This window comes from Actinomadura sp. NPDC048394, assembly GCF_040651755.1.
Lineage (GTDB): Bacteria > Actinomycetota > Actinomycetes > Streptosporangiales > Streptosporangiaceae > Spirillospora > Spirillospora montaniterrae.
The window spans coordinates 172,494-195,446 of record NZ_JBEZJL010000007.1 but is presented as its reverse complement, the minus strand read 5'-3'; the positions used below and the strand labels follow the sequence as shown (position 1 = coordinate 195,446).

22 protein-coding genes are annotated in these 22,953 nt (G+C 73.2%); 13 read left to right on the top strand and 9 right to left on the bottom strand.

The genetic code is table 11. The annotated features are described in order from the left end of the window. Nucleotides 1-543: 543 nt before the first annotated feature. Nucleotides 544-1,080, top strand: a complete 537-nt coding sequence (locus tag AB0C78_RS06920; RefSeq protein ID WP_360742833.1) for a hypothetical protein — start codon at nt 544-546, stop codon at nt 1,078-1,080. A gap of 2 nt (nt 1,081-1,082) precedes the next feature. Here the strand turns inward: AB0C78_RS06920 and AB0C78_RS06915 are convergent, their stop codons facing one another. Further along, nucleotides 1,083-1,790, bottom strand: coding sequence for a YafY family protein (locus AB0C78_RS06915; protein ID WP_360742830.1), 708 nt, complete (start codon nt 1,788-1,790; stop codon nt 1,083-1,085). Between the two features lie 344 nt (nt 1,791-2,134). Here AB0C78_RS06915 and AB0C78_RS06910 point away from each other — a divergent pair, with 344 nt between their 5' ends. The 3 genes from AB0C78_RS06910 to AB0C78_RS06900 are packed head-to-tail and all read left to right on the top strand — an operon-like array spanning nt 2,135 to nt 4,493. After that, nucleotides 2,135-2,932: an ABC transporter ATP-binding protein gene (locus tag AB0C78_RS06910; RefSeq protein WP_360742827.1), complete on the top strand. Its 798-nt coding sequence runs from the start codon at nt 2,135-2,137 to the stop codon at nt 2,930-2,932. Continuing rightward, nucleotides 2,929-3,690, top strand: a complete 762-nt coding sequence (locus tag AB0C78_RS06905; protein WP_360742824.1) for an ABC transporter permease — start codon at nt 2,929-2,931, stop codon at nt 3,688-3,690. The genes AB0C78_RS06910 and AB0C78_RS06905 overlap by 4 nt, the downstream gene beginning before the upstream one ends. Nucleotides 3,691-3,713: 23 nt before the next feature. Beyond that, nucleotides 3,714-4,493: a MerR family DNA-binding transcriptional regulator gene (locus AB0C78_RS06900; RefSeq protein ID WP_360742821.1), complete on the top strand. Its 780-nt coding sequence runs from the start codon at nt 3,714-3,716 to the stop codon at nt 4,491-4,493. A gap of 4 nt (nt 4,494-4,497) precedes the next feature. Here the strand turns inward: AB0C78_RS06900 and AB0C78_RS06895 are convergent, their stop codons facing one another. Further along, entirely contained in the window at nt 4,498-5,448 is a 951-nt protein-coding gene (locus tag AB0C78_RS06895) for an alpha/beta hydrolase (RefSeq protein ID WP_360742818.1), read from the bottom strand. Between the two features lie 96 nt (nt 5,449-5,544). On the opposite strand from AB0C78_RS06895, the gene AB0C78_RS06890 reads away from it, so the two are divergent. From AB0C78_RS06890 to AB0C78_RS06880, 3 genes are all read left to right on the top strand, one after another. Then, on the top strand, nt 5,545-6,582 hold the full coding sequence (locus AB0C78_RS06890; RefSeq protein WP_360742815.1) for an SUKH-4 family immunity protein: 1,038 nt from the start codon (nt 5,545-5,547) through the stop codon (nt 6,580-6,582). Nucleotides 6,583-6,710: 128 nt separating this feature from the next. Beyond that, complete coding sequence (locus AB0C78_RS06885) at nt 6,711-7,499, top strand: 3-hydroxybutyrate dehydrogenase (RefSeq protein ID WP_360742812.1); 789 nt, start codon at nt 6,711-6,713, stop codon at nt 7,497-7,499. Nucleotides 7,500-7,510: 11 nt separating this feature from the next. Beyond that, nucleotides 7,511-9,394: a helix-turn-helix domain-containing protein gene (locus AB0C78_RS06880; protein ID WP_360742809.1), complete on the top strand. Its 1,884-nt coding sequence runs from the start codon at nt 7,511-7,513 to the stop codon at nt 9,392-9,394. A 54-nt stretch (nt 9,395-9,448) separates the two neighbouring features. Here the strand turns inward: AB0C78_RS06880 and AB0C78_RS06875 are convergent, their stop codons facing one another. The 5 genes from AB0C78_RS06875 to AB0C78_RS06855 are packed head-to-tail and all read right to left on the bottom strand — an operon-like array spanning nt 9,449 to nt 14,064. Further along, entirely contained in the window at nt 9,449-10,432 is a 984-nt protein-coding gene (locus AB0C78_RS06875; protein ID WP_360742806.1) for a branched-chain amino acid ABC transporter permease, read from the bottom strand. Then, a complete protein-coding gene (locus tag AB0C78_RS06870; RefSeq protein WP_360742803.1) occupies nt 10,429-11,289 on the bottom strand; it encodes a branched-chain amino acid ABC transporter permease in 861 nt (286 codons plus the stop codon). Before AB0C78_RS06870 ends, AB0C78_RS06875 begins: the two co-directional genes overlap by 4 nt. A 10-nt stretch (nt 11,290-11,299) precedes the next feature. Then, nucleotides 11,300-12,538, bottom strand: coding sequence for an ABC transporter substrate-binding protein (locus tag AB0C78_RS06865; RefSeq protein ID WP_360742800.1), 1,239 nt, complete (start codon nt 12,536-12,538; stop codon nt 11,300-11,302). Between the two features lie 49 nt (nt 12,539-12,587). Further along, complete coding sequence (locus tag AB0C78_RS06860) at nt 12,588-13,292, bottom strand: ABC transporter ATP-binding protein (protein ID WP_360742797.1); 705 nt, start codon at nt 13,290-13,292, stop codon at nt 12,588-12,590. Further along, complete coding sequence (locus AB0C78_RS06855) at nt 13,279-14,064, bottom strand: ABC transporter ATP-binding protein (RefSeq protein ID WP_360742794.1); 786 nt, start codon at nt 14,062-14,064, stop codon at nt 13,279-13,281. Before AB0C78_RS06855 ends, AB0C78_RS06860 begins: the two co-directional genes overlap by 14 nt. A gap of 269 nt (nt 14,065-14,333) precedes the next feature. Here AB0C78_RS06855 and AB0C78_RS06850 point away from each other — a divergent pair, with 269 nt between their 5' ends. After that, complete coding sequence (locus AB0C78_RS06850) at nt 14,334-15,698, top strand: tannase/feruloyl esterase family alpha/beta hydrolase (RefSeq protein ID WP_360742791.1); 1,365 nt, start codon at nt 14,334-14,336, stop codon at nt 15,696-15,698. A 46-nt stretch (nt 15,699-15,744) separates the two neighbouring features. Here the strand turns inward: AB0C78_RS06850 and AB0C78_RS06845 are convergent, their stop codons facing one another. Then, entirely contained in the window at nt 15,745-16,389 is a 645-nt protein-coding gene (locus tag AB0C78_RS06845; RefSeq protein ID WP_360742788.1) for a hypothetical protein, read from the bottom strand. A gap of 86 nt (nt 16,390-16,475) precedes the next feature. Beyond that, nucleotides 16,476-17,501, bottom strand: coding sequence for a PHP domain-containing protein (locus AB0C78_RS06840; protein WP_360742785.1), 1,026 nt, complete (start codon nt 17,499-17,501; stop codon nt 16,476-16,478). Nucleotides 17,502-17,584: 83 nt separating this feature from the next. On the opposite strand from AB0C78_RS06840, the gene AB0C78_RS06835 reads away from it, so the two are divergent. The 5 genes from AB0C78_RS06835 to AB0C78_RS06815 all read left to right on the top strand — a co-directional run bounded on the left by AB0C78_RS06835 (nt 17,585) and on the right by AB0C78_RS06815 (nt 22,912). Beyond that, complete coding sequence (locus AB0C78_RS06835) at nt 17,585-18,898, top strand: sensor histidine kinase (RefSeq protein ID WP_360742782.1); 1,314 nt, start codon at nt 17,585-17,587, stop codon at nt 18,896-18,898. Further along, entirely contained in the window at nt 18,895-19,575 is a 681-nt protein-coding gene (locus AB0C78_RS06830; RefSeq protein WP_360742779.1) for a response regulator transcription factor, read from the top strand. Before AB0C78_RS06835 ends, AB0C78_RS06830 begins: the two co-directional genes overlap by 4 nt. A gap of 142 nt (nt 19,576-19,717) precedes the next feature. Further along, the gene (locus tag AB0C78_RS06825; RefSeq protein WP_360742776.1) at nt 19,718-20,686 is read left to right on the top strand and encodes an alpha/beta hydrolase; all 969 of its coding nucleotides are present in this window, start codon (nt 19,718-19,720) and stop codon (nt 20,684-20,686) included. After that, complete coding sequence (locus AB0C78_RS06820) at nt 20,683-21,837, top strand: acyltransferase (protein WP_360742773.1); 1,155 nt, start codon at nt 20,683-20,685, stop codon at nt 21,835-21,837. Before AB0C78_RS06825 ends, AB0C78_RS06820 begins: the two co-directional genes overlap by 4 nt. A 139-nt stretch (nt 21,838-21,976) precedes the next feature. Then, nucleotides 21,977-22,912: an alpha/beta hydrolase gene (locus AB0C78_RS06815; protein WP_360742769.1), complete on the top strand. Its 936-nt coding sequence runs from the start codon at nt 21,977-21,979 to the stop codon at nt 22,910-22,912. Nucleotides 22,913-22,953: the final 41 nt, after the last annotated feature.

Here is a 22,953-nt window from a genome sequence, read left to right as displayed (position 1 = left end):
GCAGAGGCTCCAAAGTCAAGGGTGGACGAAGTCCATCGCGAAGCGACGCCGAAGGCGCCCTTGACTTTGGAGGGGCGGCCCCGTACGCAAGCGCCACCCCACCACCCGAACACCCCTCTTGCGATTCCCCGAGAACCCCGCCCGCCAATGCACCCGAACACCCTCTCGCCGTTCGCCGCCGATCCGGTCGTCCCGAAGACGATGAACTAGCAGATACGGGGAGGGTGGTTCTCAGTTGGCCGACAACGGAACACACGCGCCGCGCCGCGCACCACTCCGCCCCCCCGACTACTCCACTCGAACCCTCACCCATCACCCATCACCCAGGCTCGCCACTCTCATTCGACCGCGCGAAGACTCACAGGATTCGCATCCAGTCGGTATTTTCGAGCGCCGAATACAACCGCGTACGCGCCAGACCAGAACCTCTCCGGTCAGACGAATTCGAGGGGGCGGACGATGCAGTCGGACGGGACGTCCTCGTGCACGGCCTCGACGACGCGCTCGGCGGCTGCCTGCCGGGCTCGGCGCTAGCCTCCGGGCATGGATCAAGCCTGGACGGCCCTGATCGCAGCCTTCTCCGCGCTCGCGGGTTCCGCCGTCACCGGTCTGCTGAGCATCAAGACGGCGCGCGACCAGGCGCATCGCCAGCAGGAGGCGGAGCGCGACCAGTGGAGACGGGGCGTGCGGCACGACGCCTACCGCGAGGTGACGGACGCGTACGCCCATCTGTCGCCGCTGCTGTCGACGGTCGCGGACGAGGCGTACCGCGATGGCCGCCCTTCTCCGGAGAGGATGAAGGAGCTGTTCGGCGACTTCGAGGAGTTCTATACGTCCTGCTCCCGCTTGGCGCTCGTCGGACCCCGGTCCGTGGTCGAGGCCGGGGAGGCCCTGCGCATGCAGATCCTCGACGTCCACCGGATGCTCGATCCGTACGCGCACGGCGAGGCCGCCGAGCATGCCGCGTCGATCGACGTCTCCGGCGGCCTCAAGGAGGCCCGCGCGAGGTACTACGGGTTCATGCGTGCGGCGGAGCGTGCCCTGATGGGCGCCGACTCCCGGGGTCCCCGCGCGGATTGAGCTCAGACGAATTCGAGGGGGCGGACGATGTAGTCGGATGGGACGTCCTCGTGCATGGCCTCGACGACGCGTTCGGGGGCGGTCTCGTCCAGGAGGGCGGCGCGGCGGACGCGGTCGGTGCGGAAGACGCGACGACCGCCGCGCTTGCGGCACCAGGCCGTCAGGTACCAGCCCTTGCTCGACGCGGTGAACGACACGGGCTCGACGTCGCGGACGGTTTCGGCGCCCGCCCGGTCGATATAGGTGAGGCGGACGACCCGGCGGCTCAGGACGGCCTCCTCCAGCACGGCGGGCACGGACGCCGGGTCGTCGTCCCCGGCGGGGATCAGGAACCGGACGCGGGCCGCCAGTTCGCGGGCGGAGGCGCTGTGCTCCGCCGACATCGCCGCGACGATCTTGTGCAGGGCGGTGCGGGCGGACCGGGAGTACGGCGACCCGCCCGCGCGGGCGAGGGTGATCGCGACGGCGACGGCCTCGGCGGGGGTGAAGTTCAACGGCGGCAGGGTGCGGCTCTTGTCGAGGGTGTAGCCGCCACCCCGGCCGACGTCGGCGTAGATCGGCACGCCGGCCTGCTGGAGCGCGCCGATGTCGCGCTCGATCGTGCGGACGCTCACCTCGTACCGCGCGGCCAGCTCGCGGGCGCTGACCCGGCGCGGCGCGCAGGCCCGCAGCTCCTCAACCAGGGCGTACAGACGGTCGGTACGGTTCACGCCGCGACCGTACGCCCCGCCTCCGACATTTCCACGCCGCCTCGCCCCTGACGCCCCGCCCCCGACACTTCCGCGCCGCCTCGCCCCGACGCGCCGCCCCTACACTTCCGCGCGGCCTCGCCCCTGACGAGCCCCCCACATTTCCGCGCCGCCCTGACCTCGAAGCGCTGCCCCCGACACCTCCACGCCGCTTCGCCCCTCACACCCCCCGACACCTCCACGCCGCCCTGCCCCTGACGCCCCGCCCCCGACACCTCCACGCCGCCTCGCCCCTGACGCCCCGCCCCCTACGCTTCCGGGCGGCCTTGACCCTGACGCAGCGTCAACCCTTCAGGCTGGCCGGCATGACGACCGATCAGGGCCAGGGGCCCGCGATCCAGGTGCGGGGCTTGCAGAAGTCCTACAAGGAGCTGCGCGTGCTGCGCGGCGTGGACCTCGAAGTGCGGCGGGGCGGCGTCTTCGCGCTGCTCGGCTCGAACGGGGCGGGCAAGACCACGATGGTGAGGATCCTGTCCACGCTGCTCAAGGCGGACGCGGGGACGGTGCGGGTCAACGGCTTCGACGTCGCGGCGCAGGCCGCCGAGGTGCGCGCGTCCATCAGCCTCACCGGGCAGTTCGCCGCGGTCGACGGGGTGCTCACGGGGCGGGAGAACCTCGTCTTGGTCGCCAGGTTGAGGCATCTCGCGGACCCGGGCGGGATCGCCGACGGCCTGCTGAGGCGGTTCTCGCTGGAGGAGGCAGGCGGCCGAAAAGCGGCGACGTATTCCGGCGGCATGCGGCGCCGCCTGGACATCGCGATGAGCCTCATCGGGGACCCGCCCGTCGTCTTCCTCGACGAGCCGACCACCGGGCTGGACCCGGAGGCGCGCATCGAGGTGTGGCAGGCCGTCAGGGAGCTGGCCGCGGGCGGCACGACCGTGCTGCTGACCACCCAGCACCTGGACGAGGCCGAGCAGCTCGCCGACCGGATCGCGATCCTGCACCAGGGCCGGATAGTCGTCGAGGACACCCTGGACGGGCTCAGGCGGCTGCTGCCTCCCGCCAAGGTCGAGTACGTCGAGAAGCAGCCCTCCCTGGAGGAGATCTTCTTCGCGGTCGTCGGAGCGGACGGCCGGACCGCCGAGCACGAGGAGCAGAGATGACCGCGCACTTCCTGGGCGACACCGCCGTCCTCACCGGACGGACCCTGCGGCACGTCACCCGCAGCCTGGACACCGTCATCACGACGGCGGTCACGCCGATCGCGATCATGCTGCTGTTCGTCTACGTGTTCGGCGGCGCCATCCGCACCGGCACGGCGTCGTACGTGGACTACATGCTCCCCGGCATCCTGCTCATCACGATCGCGTCCGGCATCTCGTACACGGCGTTCCGCCTGTTCACGGACATGCAGAGCGGGATCTTCGAGCGGTTCCAGTCGATGCCGATCGCGCGGTCGGGGGTGCTGTGGGCGCACGTGCTGACCTCGCTGGCGGCCAATGCGGTCTCGGTGGCGGCCGTCATCGGCGTCGCGCTGCTCATGGGCTTCCGGTCGGGCGCGGGCGTCGGAGCCTGGCTCGCGGTGACGGGCATCCTCGTCCTGTTCACCCTCGCGCTGACCTGGATCGCCGTCATCCCCGGCCTCGCCGCAAAGAGCGTGGACGGCGCGGGCGCGTTCTCCTACCCGCTGGTCTTCCTGCCGTTCATCAGCTCGGCGTTCGTGCCGACCGGCACGATGCCCGGCCCGGTGCGCGCGTTCGCGCGGCACCAGCCGGTGACGTCCATCGTCGACACGATCCGCGCGCTGCTCGCGCAGCGTCCGGTCGGCGGCGGCCTGTGGACGGCGCTGGCGTGGTGCGCCGGCATCCTCGTCGTCGCCTACGTGTTCGCCGGCATCGTCTACCGCCGCAGGATCTCCTGACGGGACGGCGGGAGGATCGGAGCATGCTGACGATCGGGCAACTGGCCGCGTACGCCGGTGTGACGGTGCGCGCGGTGCGGCACTACCACCAGATCGGGCTGCTGCCCGAGCCGGAGCGGGACGCCTCGGGGTACCGGCGGTACGGCGCGACGGCGGTGGTGTCCCTCATCAAGATCCGCACGCTGGCCGACGCGGGGGTGCCGCTGTCGCGGATCGGCCACATGCTCGAGGCCGACGCCGCGTCGTTCGCCGAGGGCGTCCGGCGGATCGACGACCGCCTGCGCGACGAGATCGCACGGCTGGAGGCCAGCCGCGAGCAGATCGCGCGGCTCGCCGCCGGGGACGGCCTGGTGCTCCCGCCGGAGATCGTCTCCTATCTCGACCGGCTGCGGGAGCTCGGGGTGTCGGAGCGGATCGTGGAGGGCGAGCGGGACGGGTGGATCCTCGTCTCGGCCCGCTGGCCCGACCGCGTCCGCGCGTTCATGCCCGGGAAGTTCGCACAGCTGGAGGATCCGCGCATCGTCCGGCTCTACCGGGTGCTGTCGGAGATCATCGAGGGCGATCCGGGCGACGACCGGCTCCTGGTGGAGGCCGCCGACATCATGGCCGGCCTGTTCGAGCAGGCGTATGCCGACGGCCAGGCCGAGTTCGGCGGGACGCTCGGCGACCACCTGCCGTTCGACCTGCTGGAGTCGCTCGCGCTCGAGGCGGATCCGCGGGCGGAGCGGATGCTGGAGCTGATGCGCGAGCGCGGCTGGAACGGCTGGACCCGGATGGAGCGGCTCCCCAAGCGCCCCCGCTGACCCGCTACAGGGCGCGCAGGAAGGCGATCAGGGCGTCGTTGACCTCGGCGGGGCGTTCCTGCTGCGTCCAGTGGCCGCATCCGGACAGCCAGACGGTGTCGCGGAGGTTGGGGACGAAGTCGGAGAGGTGTTCGATCGCCCGGGTCGCGCCGGTCGCGACGAGGTCGCGGTCGCCGGCGATGTACAGGGCGGGCGGGCTGATCTGGGCGCGGTGCCAGGCGGCGGTGAGGTCCCAGTTGCGGTCGAGGTTGCGGTACCAGTTGATCGGCCCGGTGAAGCCGCTGCCGGCGTACTCGGCGACGTAGGCGGCGATGTCGTCCTCGGTGAGCCAGGCGGGGAGCTTCTCCGGTTCGGGGCAGGCGTCCAGGACCCCGCCGCCCTCGGGCGCGATCAGCGCGGTGCCGGGGCCGTCGCCGGACGCGGCGTACAGCATCCGGCGGAACGCGGCGGCGCGGTCGCGGTCGAACTCGGCCTCGGGCGCGTCCGGCTCCTGGAAGCGGACCATGTAGAAGCCGTCGCCGAACATCCGCCGCATCGACGCGACCGGCGGCGTGGAGGTCCGGGGGCGGTGCGGCACCGACATGCCGACGACGCCGCGGACCTTGTCGGGGCGCATCTGCGCGGTGTGCCAGGCGACGGGGGCGCCCCAGTCGTGCCCGACCACGACGGCGCGCTCGCCGCCGAGCGCCTTGATCAGCCCGACGGCGTCGCCCACCAGGTGCAGGATCGAGTAGGCCGCGGGATCGGCCGGGCCGCCGGTGCGGGCGTAGCCGCGCTGGTCGGGCGCGACGGCGTGGAAGCCGGCGTCCGCGAGGGCCGTGAGCTGGTGCCGCCAGGAGTACCAGCACTCGGGGAAGCCGTGCAGGAGCAGGACGAGCGGGCCCTCGCCCGCCTCGGCGACGTGCATCCGCAGGCCGCTCTGCGCGTCGACGAAACGATGTGTGATCTCGGTCATCGGAGCCCTCTCGCCCGCCAGCGGATGCCGGGCCCAACGCTAGCCTCTCCGCAAGATCGATTACGAACACGGGCGCGGCGAAGGGACGGCGGGCGGATGTACGACGGCAGTCATGGGCAGGGTGCGCCGGCCGGGCCCGCCGCCGCCGAGGGGCGGGGCCGGCCCGCGGTGGGGGCGGGCAACACCCTGACGGTCACCTACCGGCCGCCGGGCGGCGAGGAGACCTACCTCGCCAAGGTGTCCGGGCCGGGGCTCCCGAGCCCGTTCTGGCAGGTGTGGGAGGAGCTGCAGCGGATCGGCGTGCCGCCGGAGAGCGTGTCTGCGGCGTACTCGGAGATCGAGCCGTGCCGCCTGCCGGGCTGCTACTGCGACGTCCTGCTCCGCGATTTCGCCTTCCCGCAGGCCGACGTCTCGTGCGGGAGGCCCTACGGGGAGACCCGGCGGGAGCGGGACGCCGCCGTCGCGGCGAACGCCGAGCAGGCGGCGATGATGGCGCAGCTGATGGGGCAGCCCGTCCCGCCCGCGGCGTCGCCGGTGCCGGTGCCCGCCGTGGCGGAGGCGCCGCCGCTGGACGACGCGCAGCTCGGCCGGGTCCTGGCGTCGGCGTTCGGCCCGGACGGCGTCCGCCGCCACCAGCGGGACGAGCTGGAGCGCGTCCGCGTCCCAGCGCGGCAGGCGGCGACGCTCGCGGAGGCGGGCCTGCCCGCGCGGGTGCCGCACATCTTCCAGGCGTGGGCCGCCAAGCCCATCGCCGAACAGCTGCGGACGCGGCGCAGCCCCCTGTCGGGCCAGGCGCTGGCCAACCTGGACCCGTTCGTCAGCATCGGCGGCGACGGGCACTGCTTCCTCTGCGTGATGACCGACGGCCCGCCGCACATCATCGGCCGCGTGTGGGCCGTGGACCCGATCACCGGGGCGACCCGGTTCGTCAACACCGGGCCCGCGGAGCTCGCGCGGTCGCTGACCCTGCTCGCGCGCGGGCGGCAGCGGATGCGGGGCCTCGACCCGTACGCGGCGGGCGCGATGGTGGAGCGGATCCAGGAGCAGCTCGCCGCCGTCGACCCGCCCGCCTTCCACGGCGAGGACCGCTGGTGGTCGCTCGTCGTCGAGCAGATGTGGAACGGCCTGCTGTAGGGACGGGCCGCTGAAAGGACGGACCACTGTAATGGCCGACCGCTGTAAGGGCCGTCCATACGGTTCGTCATGGGATTGTGTGTCGGGGCCACATGGGAGCCGGTTGCGGCACTTCGTAGGTTCTGCGCATGACGAGCGTGACACCCCGGCCCGCCGCTTGGACGTCCGAGGCGCTGGACCTGTCGGGGAAACGGGCCCTGGTCACCGGCGGCGCGAGCGGCATCGGCCGCGCCTGCGCCCGGCTGCTGGCCGGGGCGGGCGCCCGCGTGGTGGTGGCGGACGTGGACGGCGACGCGGCGCGCGCGGCGGCGGACGAGATCGGCGGGGTCCCCCTGCTCGCCGACCTGTCCGACATGGGCGCGCTGGACGGGATCGCCACGGACGTCGACGTCCTGGTCAACAACGCGGGCGTCCAGCATGTGGCGCCGGTCCACGAGTTCCCGCCGGAGGTGTTCGCGCGGATCCAGCGGCTGATGGTGGAGGCGCCGTTCCGGCTCGTCCGCGAGGCGCTTCCCGGCATGTACGAGCGGGGCTGGGGGCGGATCGTCAACATCTCGTCCGTGCACGGGCTGCGGGCCTCGCCGTTCAAGGCGGCCTATGTGACGGCCAAGCACGGGCTCGAAGGGCTGTCCAAGGTGATCGCGCTGGAGGGCGCCCCGCATGGCGTGACGTCCAACTGCGTCAACCCGTCCTATGTGCGCACCCCGCTCGTGGAGGGCCAGATAGCCGACCAGGCGCGCGCGCACGGCATGGCCCCGGACGAGGTCGTCGAGCGCGTCATGCTGGAGCATTCGGCGGTGAAGCGGCTGATCGAGCCGGACGAGGTGGCCTCGCTGGTCGGCTACCTGTGCTCCCCGGCCGCGTCGATGGTGACCGGAGCGTCCCTCGCACTCGACGGCGGCTGGACGGCGCATTGACAATGGCCCGTATGACCTGCGGCGTCTTCCTCGAACTGCTCGCCCGCGAGGCGTCCCCCGTCGAGTTCGAGGGGCCGCTCGTGCAGGCGCGGGCCCAGGGCGCCTCGGCGACGGTGCTGGCGGAACTGGAGGCGGCGAAGCTCGCCGCGCTGCGGGTCCGGTCGATCATGCGGCGGCACGCCCGCCGGGAGGCGGAGCTCGCGGCGCTGTTCGACACCGCGGGCGACCTCGCCGGGCTCCGCGACCTCGACGCGGTGCTGGAGGCGATCACGCGGCGCGCCCGGCGGCTGCTGAACGCCGACATCGCGTACCTGACGCTGAACGACGACGAGCGCGGCGAGACCTACATGCGGGTCACGGACGGGTCGGTGTCGGCGGCGTTCCGGCGGCTGCGGCTGCCGATGGGGACGGGCCTGGTGGGCCTGGTCGCGCAGACGGCGATGCCGTACACGAGCGCGCACTACCTCGGCGACGAGCAGTTCCGGCACCGCGGGTTCATCGACTCGGCGGTGGCGGAGGAGGGCATCGTCGCGATCCTCGGCGTGCCGATGCGGCTGGGCAGCCGCGTGATCGGGGTGCTGACGGCGGCGAACCGCAGCGAGCGCCCGTTCGACCAGGAGGAGGTCGCGCTGCTGGGGTCGCTGGCGGCGCACGCGGCGGTCGCGATCGACAACGCCCGCCTCCTGGAGGAGACGCAGACCGCGCTGGAGGAGCTGAGCGCCGCCAACGAGGTCATCAAGGCGCGCAGCGCGGCCGTAGAGCAGGCGGCGCGCGCGCACGACCGGATGACGGCGGTGGTGGTCCGCGGGGGCGGCGTCGAGGACGTCGCGGCCGTCGTCACCGAGCTGCTGGGCGGGACCCTGCACGTCCTGGACGCCGACGGCCGGCACCTCGCCACGACGGGGGCCGAGTCGGCGTCGCTGAGCGACGAGGAACTGTCCGGCGTGATGGCGTCGGCGCATTCAGCGCGCGCGCAGGGCCGCACCGTACGGCGCGGCGACCTGTGGATCGCCTCGGTGACGACCGGCGACGAGATGCTCGGCACGCTGGTGCTCCGTACCGCCGACGAGGTGTCCGGCGCCGACCAGCGCATCCTGGAGCGCGCCGCGCTCGTGACCGCGCTGCTGGTGCTGTTCCAGCGGAGCGTGACGGAGGCGGAGGGGCGCGTCCGCGGCGAGCTGCTCGACGACCTGCTCTCGGACCGGCGGACGGACGCGGACACGCTGATCGTCCGGGCCCGGCGGGTGAACGTCGACCTGACCGCGCCGCACGTGCTGATGTGCGCGCGGTACGAGTCGCACGACCACCGGCAGCGCGCCGCGTTCTGGGCGTCGTCGTTCGCGGCGGTCGAGCACGGCCTGGCCGCCGCGCGCGGCGACGAGATCGTCCTGCTGCTGCCGGGCGAGCGGGCGGGCGACGCGGCGCGCCGCGTCGCCAAGGAGCTCGGCGCCTCGCTCGGCCGTCCGGCGACCGTCGGCGCGGCGGGCCCGGTGCGCGGGCCGGACGGGATCGCGGCGGCGCACCTGGAGGCGCGGCGCTGCGCGGACGCGCTGCTCGCCCTCGGCCGCCGCGGGGACGGCGCCGGCGCGTCCGAGCTGGGCTTCGTCGGCCTGCTCATCGGCGACGCGCGCGACGTCCCCGGCTTCCTCGGCGGCACGCTCGGGCCCGTCCTCGACTATGACGAGCGGCGCGGCACGGCGCTCGTGCAGACCCTTGACGCCTACTTCGGCAGCGGCGGCAGCCTGTCCCGGACGGCGGAGCGCCTGCACATCCACGTCAACACCGTCAGCCAGCGCCTGGACCGCATCTCCCGCCTCCTTGGCGACGACTGGCAGTCCCCCGAACGCGCCCTGGAACTCCAGCTGGCCCTCCGCCTCCACCGTCTCTCTCGTTGAGTCGTGGCGTGTCGCCCTCATGCGGGACCGCATAAGGGCGACACGCCACGTGGATCAGGCAGGAGTGGTGACCTTGGCCGGGGCCTGGTCGGCGGGACGGCGGGTGGTGCGCTTCGCGAGGAGGGCGCGGGCCGTGCCCCAGACGCCGCGGCGGAACACCAGCACGACCACGATGAAGATCGCGCCGGTGATGATCCCGGTCTCCTGGAAGCCGGCCGTGGCGAGATAGTCGTTCAGCTCCACGATCAGCGCGGCGCCGATCGCGCCTCCCCACAGGGTGCCGATGCCGCCGAGGACGACCATCATCACGGCCTGCCCGGAGGTCGTCCAGTAGACGCCGTCCAGGGACGCGAAGCCGTGGCCTATGGCGAACAGGCCACCGCCCAGCCCGGACAGTGCCGCCGACAAGACGAACACCAGCAGCTTGTAGCGGTCGATGCTGTAGCCCAGCGCGCGCGCACGCGCCGAGTTGTCGCGGATGGACACCAGCACCCGGCCGAACGGCGACCGGACGATCCGCCACGCGACGAACAGGCCGGCCAGGATGAACGGCAGACCCGCGTAGTAGAAGAAGAACGGATCGGACAGGTCCACGCCGAAGAAGTCCCTCGGGATGCCCTGCAGGCCGTTCTCGCCGCCCGTCACGTCCCGCCACTGGTTCGCGACGAAGTACACCATCTGCGCGAACGCAAGGGTGACCATTGCGAAGTAGATGCCCCGCAGCCGGATCGACAGATACCCGATCGGGACGGCCAACACCGCGGAGAACGCCGCGCCGCCGAGGACCGCGACCGGGAACGGCAGCCCGGAGTGCACCGCGATCAGGCCCGTCGCGTAGGCGGCGGACCCCCAGAACGCGGCGTGCCCGAACGACAGCAGCCCGGTGAAGCCGAGCAGCAGGTCCACGGCGGCGGCGAACAGCGCCCAGCAGATGATGTCCATCGCGACGGGCGGGTAGACGAACCAGGGCAGCACGATCGCCGCGACGAGCCCGATGACCAGCAACACCGGCCGTCCGGCCAGCCTGGACAGGATCACAGCGCCTCCTCCCTGCCGAACAGGCCCGCCGGGCGCCACAGCAGCACGGCGGCCATCAGGATGAACACCAGCGTCTGGGACAGCGACGGCACGTAGTAGTTGCCGAGCGCCGAGACGATCCCGACCGCGAACCCCGCGGCGACCGACCCGAACACCGAGCCGAGGCCGCCGATCACCACCACGGCGAACACCGTGATGATCAGGTCGGAGCCCATCAGCGGGTTGACCGCCCGCATCGGCGCGGCGAGCACGCCGGCGAACGCGGCGAACGCGATGCCGAACCCGAACACCGGCGTGACCCAGCGGGCCACGTCGATGCCGAGCGCGCGGGTCAGCTCGGGCCGCTCGGTCGCCGCCCGGACGATCATGCCGACCCGGGTCCGGGTCAGCACGACCCACACCGCTCCGCACACCACGACCGACACCGCCAGCACGAACACCTGGTAGGCCGGGTACGTGAACAGGCCGAGGTTCACCGAACCGCCCAGCGCGGACGGCCGCGGATACGGCTGGGACTGCACGCCGTACTCCCGCTTGACGAGGTCCTGAAGGATCAGCGCGAGACCGAAGGTGAACAGGAAGTTGTAGAGCGGGTCGAGCGGCGCCAGGCGGCGGATGAACAGCCGCTCCAGCACCGTCCCGGCCACGCCCAGCACGACCGGGACGAGCGGCAGCGCGACCCAGAAGTTCACGCCCCACGAGTCGAGCAGGACGTAGGAGCCGAACGCACCCAGCATGTAGAACGCGCCGTGCGCGAAGTTGACGACGCCGAGCATCCCGAAGATGACGGCCAGGCCGAGGGCGAGCAGGGCGTAGAACGCCCCGCTCACCAGCCCGTTGAACGCCTGTTGCAGCACGCCGGGCCGCCTAAAGCTTGCAGGAGGGGTCGGGCTGCTGGAACGCCTGCGCCGCCGGGATCGTCTTGAGGATCTTCTCGTAGTCCCATGGCTCCTTGACCTCGGAGCCCGGCTTCACCTGCGCGATGTAGGCGTCGTGGACGAGGAGGTGGTCCTGCGGCCGGATGGTGCCGGTGGCGGTGAACACGTCGTTGACCTGGTGGCCTTCGAGCTGCTTCACCACGTCGTCGGACTTGTCGGTGCCGCCGCGCTGCACCGCCTCCAGGTACTGCAGGGCCGCGGAGTAGTCGGCGGCGTGCACGGCCGTCGGGCGCTTGCCGGTCTTGGCCTGGAACTTGTCCGCCCAGGCACGGTTGCCCTGGTTGGCGTTCCAGTACCAGAAGTCGGTGAAGCGCGTCCCGGCGAGGGCGTCCGGGCCGAGCGAGTGGATGTCGGTGAGGAACATCAGGCCCGTCGCGAGCCCGACGCCCTTGTCCCGCAGCTTGTACTCGTTGTACTGCTTCACGAGGTTGACGAGGTCGCCGCCCGCCTGCATGGCGCCGAGCACCTGCGGCTTCGGCTTCAGCCCCGGCGCCTTCAGCAGGAACGTCGAGAAGTTGTCGTTCGGGAACGGCGTCGGGTCGGACTTGACGACGGTGCCGCCCGTCTCCGTCACGGCCGAGCTGAACGTCTTCTGCATGTCCTGCCCGAACGCGTAGTCCGGGTAGACGATGTACCAGTTCTTCGAGCCGTCCTTGGTGACCTCGCTACCGGTCCCGTGGGCCAGCATGTAGCTGTTGTAGCCGTAGTGGAAGGTGTACTTGTTGCACTGCTTGCCTTCCAGCGCGGTGGACGCGGCGCCGACGTCGATGAACAGCTTCTTCTTGTTCTTGGCGACGGTCGCGACGGCCAGGGCGGCCGACGAGGTCGGCACGTCCACGATCAGGTCGGCCTTCTGCCGGTCGTACAGCTCCTGCGCCTTGGAGTTCGCGATGTCCGGCTTGTTCTGGTGGTCGGCGTCCACCACCTCGATCTTCTTCGCGACGGCCTTGCCGCCGTACTTCGCCTTGTAGTCGGCGACCGCCATCTTCACCGCCTCGACGGCGTTCTTGCCCGACAGGTCCGCGTAGACGCCGGACTCGTCGGTGAGGACGGCGAGGACCACCTTGCCGTCACTGATCTTGCCCCCGCCCCCGCCGGGTCCGCCCGCGCAGCCGGCCAGCAGCGCTCCGGCGGTGGCGAGCGCCGCCGAACGTCGCACAAGTGTCATCGGGGTTCTCCCTGCCGTGTTCCGAGATTTCGAGGTTCCGAGGTGGTCGTCAGATTCCGAGGTAGTCGAGGAGTTCGCCCTCGCGGGCGCGGACCTCGTCGTTGTCCAGCGACTCCACGACGCGGCCCTCCGCGAGCAGGTGGTGGCGGTCGGCCACGGTCGCGGCGAAGTGCACGTTCTGCTCGATGAGCAGGACGGTGACGCCGGCGGCCTTGACCTCGCGCAGGATCGCGCCGATCTGCTGGACGATCAGCGGCGACAGGCCCTCGGTGGGCTCGTCGCACAGCAGCAGCCGGGCGCCGGTCCGCAGCACCCGGGCCAGGGCGAGCATCTGCTGCTCGCCGCCCGACAGCTTCGTCCCGGGGAACCGGCGCCGCTCCCGCAGCCGCGGGAACGTCTCGTAGACCCGCTCCAGCGGCCACGGCTCGGCGGCTCCGTCCGGCCGGGCGAGGGGCGGGAGGGTGAGGTTCTCCTCGACGGAGAGCGTCGCGAAGACGCCGCGGTCGTCCGGGACGTAGCCGAGCCCGCGGCGGGCCCTCTTGTGCGGGCCGAGCGCGGTGATGTCGTCGCCGAGGAACTCGATGGTGCCCTTGGCGTCCTTGTGGAGGCCCATCAGGCAGCGCAGGAGGGTGGTCTTGCCCGCGCCGTTGCGGCCGACCAGCGTGACGATCTCGCCCTCGTCGACCCGCAGCGACACCTCGCGCAGTGCCTGCGCCTCGCCGTACCAGGCCGACAGTCCGTCAATGCGCAGCATTGGAGTCTCCGAGGTAGGCGGTGACGACGCGGGGGTCGTGGCGGATCTCGGCGTACGGGCCCTCGACGAGCACCCGGCCCTGCTGCAGCACGGTGACCCGGTCGGCGAGGCTGGAGACGACGCTCATGTTGTGCTCCACCATCACGACGGTCAGCGCCCGGTCGGCGGTCTCGCGGACCCGCTGGATGAGCCGGACGGTGCGGTCGACGTCCTCCACGCCCATCCCGGCGGTCGGCTCGTCCAGCAGCAGCACCTTCGGGTCCAGCGCGAGGGCGAGCGCCAGCTCCAGCGCGCGCTTGCGGCCGTAGGCGAGGGCGCCGGCGGGCGTCGTGCCGTGGCCGTCCAGGCCGACCTGCTCGAGCAGCTCGGCGGCGCGGCCGGAGAAGCGGCGCAGCGCCTTGTCCGAGCGCCAGAACCGCCAGCCGAGCCCGGTCCGGCCGGCGAGCGCCAGCTCGACGTGCTGGAGCGGGGTGAGCTCGGCGAACAGGCTGGTGATCTGGAACGACCGGGCCAGGCCGAGCCGCGCGACGTGCTCGGGGCTGCGCCCGGCGAGCTCGTGCGGGCCGAGCCGGACGCTGCCCGCCGTCGGCTTCAGGAAGCCGGTGAGCAGGTTGAACAGCGTGGTCTTGCCCGCGCCGTTCGGCCCGACCAGCGCGTGCACCGAGCCCTCCGCGACGTCCAGGTCGACGCCGTCCACGGCCCGGAAGCCGCGGAACTCCCTGACCAGGCCGCGCGCCGCCAGAACCGGGGCCCCTCGGACGGGACCGGCCATGCGCCCTCCTCGCGTTCCTAGAGGTGACCCGGACCACACCGGGTCGCCGTGACCGGGAACGCTAAATCGCGCCCGGAGGCCGGACCATGTGAGGCGCACCCACATTCCGGCGGCCCGATACGGGTGTGACCCACATCACGTGCAGGTCACGGCCGCCGGCACATGCCGCCGCACCCGGATATGTGGGCCGCGCACGTGGCCGCGCCCGCGGGCGCTCACGACCATGACGGCACCCGTCCCCGCACCGGGGACCCGCCGAAGGAGCCGGGATGCCGAAAGTCCGCAGCCTCCTGACCGCCAGAGCCCGCACCGGCGCCGCCCTCACGGGCGCCGCCCTCACCGGCACCGCCCTGGCCGCCGCCGCGCTCACCGCCGCCGTCCCGGCGCAGGCGCAGGCCCGTGCGTGTGCGCCGCGCGTGACGGTTCCGGGCGCCGAGAAGCAGGTCGCCGCGTGCCTCGACGACCTCACCACCGCGGGGACGGTCGCGTCCGGGCACACCGTCCCCGCCGACTGGGCGGGGCTGCAGTCCACCGCGACGCGGAACCCCGCGCACGTTCCGGGCGTCCAGATCGACGGCTACTTCCCGGACACCTCGACGTTCAACACGAACAACGGCTGGAACCACGACGCCCAGTTCGTCATCCGGCTGCCCGAGCACTGGACGGGCGGGCTCGTCGTCGCCGGCTCACCCGGCAACCGCCGCCAGTACGCCAACGACTTCACCATCTCCGACTGGGCGCTCGCCAAGGGCTACGCCTACGCCGCCACCGACAAGGGCAACAGCGGCACCGAGTTCTACAAGGACGGGAAGCGCCCCGGGGACGCGATGGTCGAGTGGAACGACCGGCTGACCCAGCTCACCCGCGCCGCCAAGAAGGTCGTGGCCCGCCACTACGGGCGCTCACCGCGCCGTACCTTCGCCGCGGGCATCTCCAACGGCGGCTATCTCGTCCGCTGGCAGTTGGAGAACCACCCCGAGCTGTACGACGGCGGCATCGACGCCGAAGGCACCTTGTGGCGCACGGACGGCCCGAACCTGTTCACGTACCTTCCGTCGATCCTGCGCGCGTACCCGTCATACGCGGCCACCGGCGATCCGTCCGCCCACAAGGCGCTCCTCGACACCGGTCTTGCGCCGGGCTCGGAGTTCCTGTGGCCGTTCCACGACCAGGTGTACTGGGGCCTCACCCAGACCATCTACCGCATGGAGTTCGACCCGTCCTATGCCGGTGACGAGGCGGACTACAACTACGCCGCGCGCCCCCGGTCCGTCCATAAGGCGGTCGACCGCGTCGCCCTCACCGGCCGTATCCGCAAGCCGCTCATCACGTTGCAGGGCACCTACGACTCGCTCCTGCCGATCAGCACCGACTCTGACGTCTACGCCAAGATGGTCCGCGCGCGCGGCTCCGCGCTCTACCGGTACTACCGCGTAGAGGCCGCCAACCACGTCGACGGCCTCTACGACACCTATCCCGACAAGCTCCGCCCGCTGCTGCCGTGCATGCGCAGCGCGTTCACGGCCCTGGAAGCGTGGACGACGCGTCACCAGTCGCCGCCTGAGAGCGCGACCCTGCCTCGTCCCGCGTCCGGCGACATCGTCAACACGTGTTCGCTGGAGGCCGCCTCATAACCGCCGCCTCATAACCGCCGGGTCCGTTGCCGCCGGGCTCGTTCCCTCAGGCGCGGAAGTACGGGCCGGTGGAGCGCACGATCAGGTCCAGCGGCACGCGCAGCGGCTCGTCGTCGATCGAGGACTTGGTCAGGTAGCTGCAGCGGTAGCCGGTCTTCTGCCCGAGCGGCACCTGCTTGACCGCCGGCATGTCGTCGCAGCGGAGGTCGGTGCCGGAGTCGTGGTTGTTGGCGTAGAAGTCGGCCTCGGCGCCCTTCGCGGTCAGGATGCCGGTGCTCGGCTCGGCCTGGTACGACAGCGTCAGCCCGCCCATGGACGGTCCCGTGATCGTCACCGGCCAGGCCACCTTGACGCCCTCGTAGGTGACGGTGCAGGTGGTCTTCGCGCCCTTGGTCGCCGGCAGCGTCGCCCGGTCGCAGGCGGCCGTGGTGCGGCCGGGCGTCCCGGCCATCTTGATCGTCTTCAGCCGCAGGTCGTACTTCAGCTGCTCGATCAGCCCGGCGCCGTCGCGCGGGGACGGCGTGATGCGCGGCGAGGCCGTCACCGAGGGCGCCGGCGCCGAGACCGGGTGGCCGCTCGGCGGCTCCGGCGTCGCGGTCTTCTCCTTCCCCGCGGAGGACGACCCTCCGCCGCATCCGGCCGCCAGAGCGCAGGCGGCCAGGACCAGTGCGTAGGAGTACGAGAACTTCATGATCAAAGTTATATCGCCCCTTTTGGGGCGGTCTGACCATCAACATCCGGTTCACCCGCAACCGGCGGGGCGTGCCGGTCGGCACGTCAGGCGCGGCGGGACCAGCCGAGGAGCTCGCCGGCGGGCAGCGTGTTGACCACCCGGCCGGCCGGGACGGCGCAGCGGGCGGCGCGCTCGCAGCCGAAGTGCTGCCAGTCGAGCTGCCCCGGCGCGTGCGCGTCGGAGTCGATCGAGAAGCGGCACCCGGCCTCGACCGCGAGGCGGAGCAGCCGCTTCGGCGGGTCGAGGCGCTCCGGACGCGAGTTGATCTCCACCGCGACGTCGTAGGCCGCGCAGGCGTCGAAGACCAGCGCCGCGTCGAACTCCGACTCCGGCCGGAGCCCGCCGCGCTTCCCGCCCGCCTTCACGATCCGCCCCGTGCAGTGCCCCAGCACGTTCACGCGCGGGTTCGCGATCGCCGCGACCATCCGCTTCGTCATGGCGACCCGGTCCATGCGGAGCTTGGAGTGGACGCTCGCGACGACGACGTCCAGCCGGTCGAGGAGGTCCGGGTCCTGGTCGAGGGCGCCGTCGTCGAGGATGTCGACCTCGATGCCGGTGAGGATCCGGAACGGCGCGAGCTCCTCGTTCAGCTCCGCGACCACGTCCAGCTGGCGGCGGAGACGGTCGGCGGACAGGCCGTTCGCGACGGTCAGCCGCGGCGAGTGGTCGGTCAGGGCGAGGTACTCGTGACCGAGCGCGCGCGCCGTCTCGGCCATCTCCCGGATCGGCGAACCGCCGTCCGACCAGTCGCTGTGGGTGTGCAGGTCGCCGCGCAGGGCCGAGCGCAGCGCGGCGGTCGCCTCGTCGAGCGGCTCGCCCTCGGTGGCCTCCAGCCGGCGCAGGTAGACCGGGGTCTCGCCGCGCAGCGCCTCCTCGATCACCAGCGCGGTGACCTTCCCGATGCCGGGCAGGTCGGTCAGCGTGCCGTCGCGCGCCCGGTCCCGCAGCGCGTCCGGCGCCGTCGCCTCGACCAGGTCGGCGGCCTTGCGGAAGGCCCGGACGCGGTAGGTCGGCTCATGCGCGCGCTCCAGCAGGAACGCGATGCGCCGCAGCGCTTCGACGAACTCCACGCCCGCCACGGTACCCAGGTATGACGGACACGTCGCACCGTGGAGGCATACGGGTCCCGCCGCGGTGTCTCTAGCCTGGGCACATGGCCGGGCAGAACACCGACGGCGCGTCCCCGGCGCCGAACAGCCTCCTGTGGGGCGTCCTCGCCGCGGCCGTGACCGGCGAGGCCGATCCGGTCCCGCCGGACCGCCCGTGGCCGGCGGTGCTGCGCTGGACGCGGTTCGTCGGGATCGGGCGGCTGCCGTACGGCCTCGTGGTCAACGTGGTCGGCATCGGCCTCACGATCGCCCTAGCCGCCGGGACGAACTCGCTGCTCGCGACGCCGCAGCCGGCGCGGCCGGGCGTGCACATCGACGCGCTCGTACGGCTCGTCGCGTCGATCGCGGTGACGCTGCCCCTCGCGCTGCGCGACCGGCATCCGCTCGGGGCGTGGCGGCTGAGCTTCGTGGCGATGGCCGTCATCCCGGCGGGCGACTGGCTGACCGTCCCGTACCTCCCGGCCGGGACGTTCGCCGCGATCGTGTGCCTGTACACGGTCGCGGTGCGGTGCGCGCGGGACATCACCATCGGCGTGGGCCTGCTGTCGCTGGCCGGCGTATGGGTCAAGGACGCCGACACCGCCGGTGGCGCGACCGTCGTCCTGCTGCTCGCCCTGGTCGCCGGGTACACCGTCCGGCTCCGCAACACCGCGCGGACGCAGCTGGCCGAGCAGCGCCGCGAGCTGGTCGAGCAGGAGAAGCGCCACCAGGCCGCCGAGGCGGTGCTGACCGAGCGGCAGCGGATCGCCCGGGAGCTGCACGACGTGGTCGCGCACCACATGTCGATGATCGCGATCCAGGCGGAGGCCGCGCCGTACAAGGTCGAGTCCGTCCCCGACGAGACCCGCCGCGACCTGTCGGAGATCCGCGCGACCGCGCTGGACGCGCTCACCGAGATGCGGCGCATCCTCGGCGTGCTGCGCTCCGAGGACGGCGCCGAGACCGCGCCGCAGCCGAGCCTGGAACGGCTGGACGAGCTGGTCGCGCACGCGCGCGGCGCAGGTCTGACCGTCACGACGCGGCTCTCCGGCGACCTCGACGGGCTGCCGCCGGGCGTCGGGCTCACCGCGTACCGGATCCTGCAGGAGGCGCTGAGCAACGCGATGCGGCACGCGCCCGGATCGAAGGTGGCGGTCGCGGCGATCCGGGCGGACGGCATACTGCGGCTCGGCGTCGTCAACGGCCCGCCAGGCGACGGCCACGTCCCCACCCCCTCTCCTGAGGGCACCGGCCACGGCCTGGTGGGGATGCGCGAGCGGGCGGCCATGCTGGGCGGCGAGGTGTCGGCCCGGCCCACCGCGGACGGAGGATTCGCCGTGAACGCCACCCTTCCGGTGAAGGCGCGGGCCGCGACGTGACGGTCCGCGTGGTGATCGTCGACGACCAGGGCATGGTCCGCACCGGGTTCGGGGTGCTGCTGAACGCCCAGCCCGACATCGAGGTCGTCGGGGAGGCGGTGAACGGCGAGGAGGGGCTGCGGCGCGTCGCCGAACTGCGGCCCGACGTCGTCCTGATGGACGTGCGGATGCCGGTGATGGACGGCCTGGAGGCGACCCGGCGGCTCCTCGACGGCACCGGCGGGGGCGGCGGCGAGGACGACCGGCCGAAGGTGCTCATGCTGACCACGTTCGACCTGGACGACTACGTGTACGAGGCGCTGCGCGCCGGAGCCAGCGGGTTCCTGCTGAAGGACGCGTCGGCGGCGGAGCTGGCGGACGCCGTCCGGATCGTGGCGGCGGGCGACGCGCTGCTCTCCCCGTCGATCACCCGGCGGCTGATCGCGGAGTTCTCCCGGCTGGGCGGGCCGCGCGCCCCGTCCCGCAAGCGGCTGGAGGAGCTGACCGAGCGGGAGACCGAGGTGCTCGGGCTGGTCGCGCGGGGCCTGTCCAACGGCGAGATCGCGGCGGAGCTCGTCGTCGCCGAGCAGACCGTCAAGACGCACTTCGGGCGCGTCCTGATGAAGCTCGGGCTCCGCGACCGGCCGCAGGCGATCGTGTACGCCTACGAGGTCGGCCTGGTCCGGCCCGGCGACTGACGCCCGCCGGGCGCCCTCCGAGGTATCGCCCGTCATACCCGGGTCGCAGGCCGCAGGACGGCACCGCCGGGTGATCCGCGCGACGGCGTCCGATTCCTAGCGTCCTGGTCAGTGCTTCACCACTGACCAGGGAGGACGTCGGATGAGCAGCGGGCACCCGGCCCTCGGCCGGCGCACCAGGGCGGTCACGGCCGCCGCCGTGCTGACGGTGGCCGCCTCGACCACCGCGGCCGCCGGGCACGCCGAGGCGTACGCGGGCCCGGCGCCGCTCCCGGCCCTGTCGTCCGCGACGCTGGACGCCCGCTACCAGGCGACCGGCACGGAGATCGCGCAGGCCTGGGCGACGGCGCGGCGCGTCCGCGACCACGACCGGGCGCGGGCCCTGTCGGCGTTCCTCGCGCCCGGCCGCCGGTTCCTGGCGTTCGACGCGCGCGGCCGCGGCCTGGCCGTCGAGGTCCTCGGGGACCTCGCCTCCGCCGACCGGATCGCGGTCGTGGTGCCGGGCGCCGACACCGCGCTCACCAACTTCGACTCGCCGAAGTTCGTCGGCGGCGGCAGCCGCGCCCTGTACCGGCAGGCGCGCGCCGACGCCCCGGCCGCGCGGATCGCCGTGGTCGCCTGGCTCGGCTACCGCACGCCGCGGACGCTCAGCCCCCAGGTGCTGACCGGTGGCCGCGCCGCCGCCGGCGCCCGCGCGCTCGGCCGGTTCCTCACCGGCGTCCACCGCGTCAACGGGCGCGCGCGGATCGCGCTGCTGTGCCACAGCTACGGGTCCGTGGTCTGCGGGAAGGCCGCCGGCGGGCTGGATGCCGCGCCCGTGGACGACATCGCCCTGTTCGGGAGCCCCGGCGTCACCGCCCACCGGGCGTCCGACCTCGGGACGTCCGCCCGCGTCTGGGCGGGCCGGTCCACGGGCGACTGGATGCAGTACGTGCCGAAGGTCAGCTTCGCCGGGATCGGGTTCGGCGCCGACCCGGTCTCGCCGGGCTTCGGCGCGCGCCGCTTCGACGCCGGATCCGGCCCGCACAGCGCGTACCTGAAGCCCGGGACCGTCGCGCTCCGCAACCTCGCGCTGATCGCGCTCGGCCGGGACGCCGAGGTGACCCGGTGACGGCCCGCCCGGCGCTCCCCCGCGACGGCGCGGTGGACGCGCTGCGCGCCTTCGCGATCCTCGGCGTCGTGCTCGGGCACTGGCTCGTGACGGCCCTCGTCGCGTCCGGCGACGGGCGCGTCCTGCACGTCACCAGCCCGCTGAAGGCGATGCCGGAGCTGGCGCCGCTGTCCTGGGCGCTGCAGACGCTCGCGCTGTTCTTCCTGGTCGGCGGCTACTCGGCGGCGAAGGGCCTGCGGCCGGGCGAGCCGTGGGACGCGCGGCTGCGGCGGCGCCTCGCGCGGCTGGCGCGTCCGCTGCCCGTCCTGGCGGCGGCCTGGATCCCGGTCGTCGCCGGGCTGCGGGCGGCCGGGTTCTCGAGCGGCTCGGTGACCACCCTGATCGGGCTGGTCCTCAGCCCGCTGTGGTTCCTGGGCGTGTACGCGGTGCTGACCGCGCTGGCCCCGCTCGTCGTCGCGGCCTGGCGGCGCCTGGGCCTGTGGGGCGCGTTCCTGCTCGTCGCCGCGACCGCGGCCGTCGACCTCGGCCGGTTCGGGCTCGGCGCGCCCGGATGGATCGGCTGGGCGACCGTCCTCACGGGCTGGCTGCTGCCGTTCTACCTGGGCGCCGGCTGGGCGCACGGCACGCTGCGCTCCCGCCGCGCCGGGCTCGTCCTGCTGTCCGGCGGCGCCGCGGCGGCCACGCTGCTGGTGATCTTCGCCGGCTATCCGGCGAGCATGGTCGGCGTGCCGGGCGAGCCGGTGTCCAACCTCAGCCCGCCGACGCTCGCCGCGGTCGCGTTCGGCCTCGCCCAGACCGGCCTCGCGCTGCTGCTGCACGGCCCGCTCACCGCCTGGACGCGGCGTCCCCGCGTGCGCGCGTGCGTCGCGGCGGCCGGCCGCTCGGCGATGACGATCTTCCTCTGGCACCAGACCGCCATGATGATCATCACGGTCGGGGCGCTCGTCACGGTGGGTAGCCTGGCCGGGTTGCACACCGCGCCCGACGGGCCGTCCTGGCTCGCGGAACGGCTGCTCTGGCTGCCGGTGTTCGCGCTCGCGCTGGCGGCGCTCCACGCGCTCGCGCACCGCTTCGAACGCCCGGCGCCACGCCCGGACGGCGGCGGCGCGAACTCCGCGGCGGCACCGCGCATCTCACCACGAGCCTCCTGAACGCAGCCGCCCGGCCGGAAACCGCCGCCGGCCCCGGATGGTAGAAAGGCCGAAGATGCCGCCGCCACGCAAGACGACACCGAGGCGCGCCCGACGGCTACGACGGGCGCTGGCCTGCGTCGTTTCCATCTCGGCCCTCATGCTCACCACCGCCGGGACCGGCCACGCCGACCCGTACGCGGCCCCCGCCGCCGTCCCGTCGATGGCGGCGTCGACGCTGGACGTCCGCTTCGCGACCGAGCGCCGGTCGATCGAGGAGGCGCTCCGGACTGCGCGCAGCGTCGGCGACGACGGGCGGGCGCGCGCGCTGGGCGCATTCCTGGCACCGGGCCGCCGCTTCCTGTACTTCGACCCTCGCGGCCGTGGACGGGCCATCGAGGTCGTCGGCGATCTCGCGCACGCCCGCCGTGTCGCGGTGCTCGTCCCAGGGGCCGACACGACGCTGACCGCGTTCGACCGACGAGGCGGCAAGCCCTGGTCCACACCGGGCGGGGGCGCGCGGGCCGTCTACGCCCGGGCCCGGTCGATCACCGCCGACCCGGGCCTCGCCGTCGTGGCGTGGCTCGGCTACGCCGCCCCCAAGACCTTCAGCGGCGACGTCCTGACCGACCAGCGCGCCGGCGAGGGCGCCGGCGAGCTCCTCGACTTCCTCGCCGGCATGCGCCGGGTCAACCCCGCCGCCCGCGTCGCGCTGCTCTGCCACAGCTACGGCTCCGTCGTCTGCGGCCGCGCCGCCCTCGGCCACCACACCGGCCGCACCGCCGCCGCATGGCGGCAGGTCAGCGACATCGCCCTCTACGGCAGCCCCGGCACGACCGCGTGGTCCGCCGCCGACCTGAGCCGCACCGCCCGCGTCTGGGCCGGCCGCGGCGCGACGGACTGGATGGAGGACGTCCCGCACGTGCGGATCCTCGGCCTCGGGCTCGGACCGGACCCGGTCTCCCGCGGCTTCGGCGCCCGGGTGTTCGCCGCGGGCTCCGGCGGCCACAGCGACTACCTCGCCCCGGGCTCCCTCCCGCTGCGCAACCTCACCGAGATCGCCCTCGGCGACGCCCCCGCGGTGGTGCGCGGCTGACGGCCAATCCCTCACTCGGGGACGGATCATCGCCTGTTCGA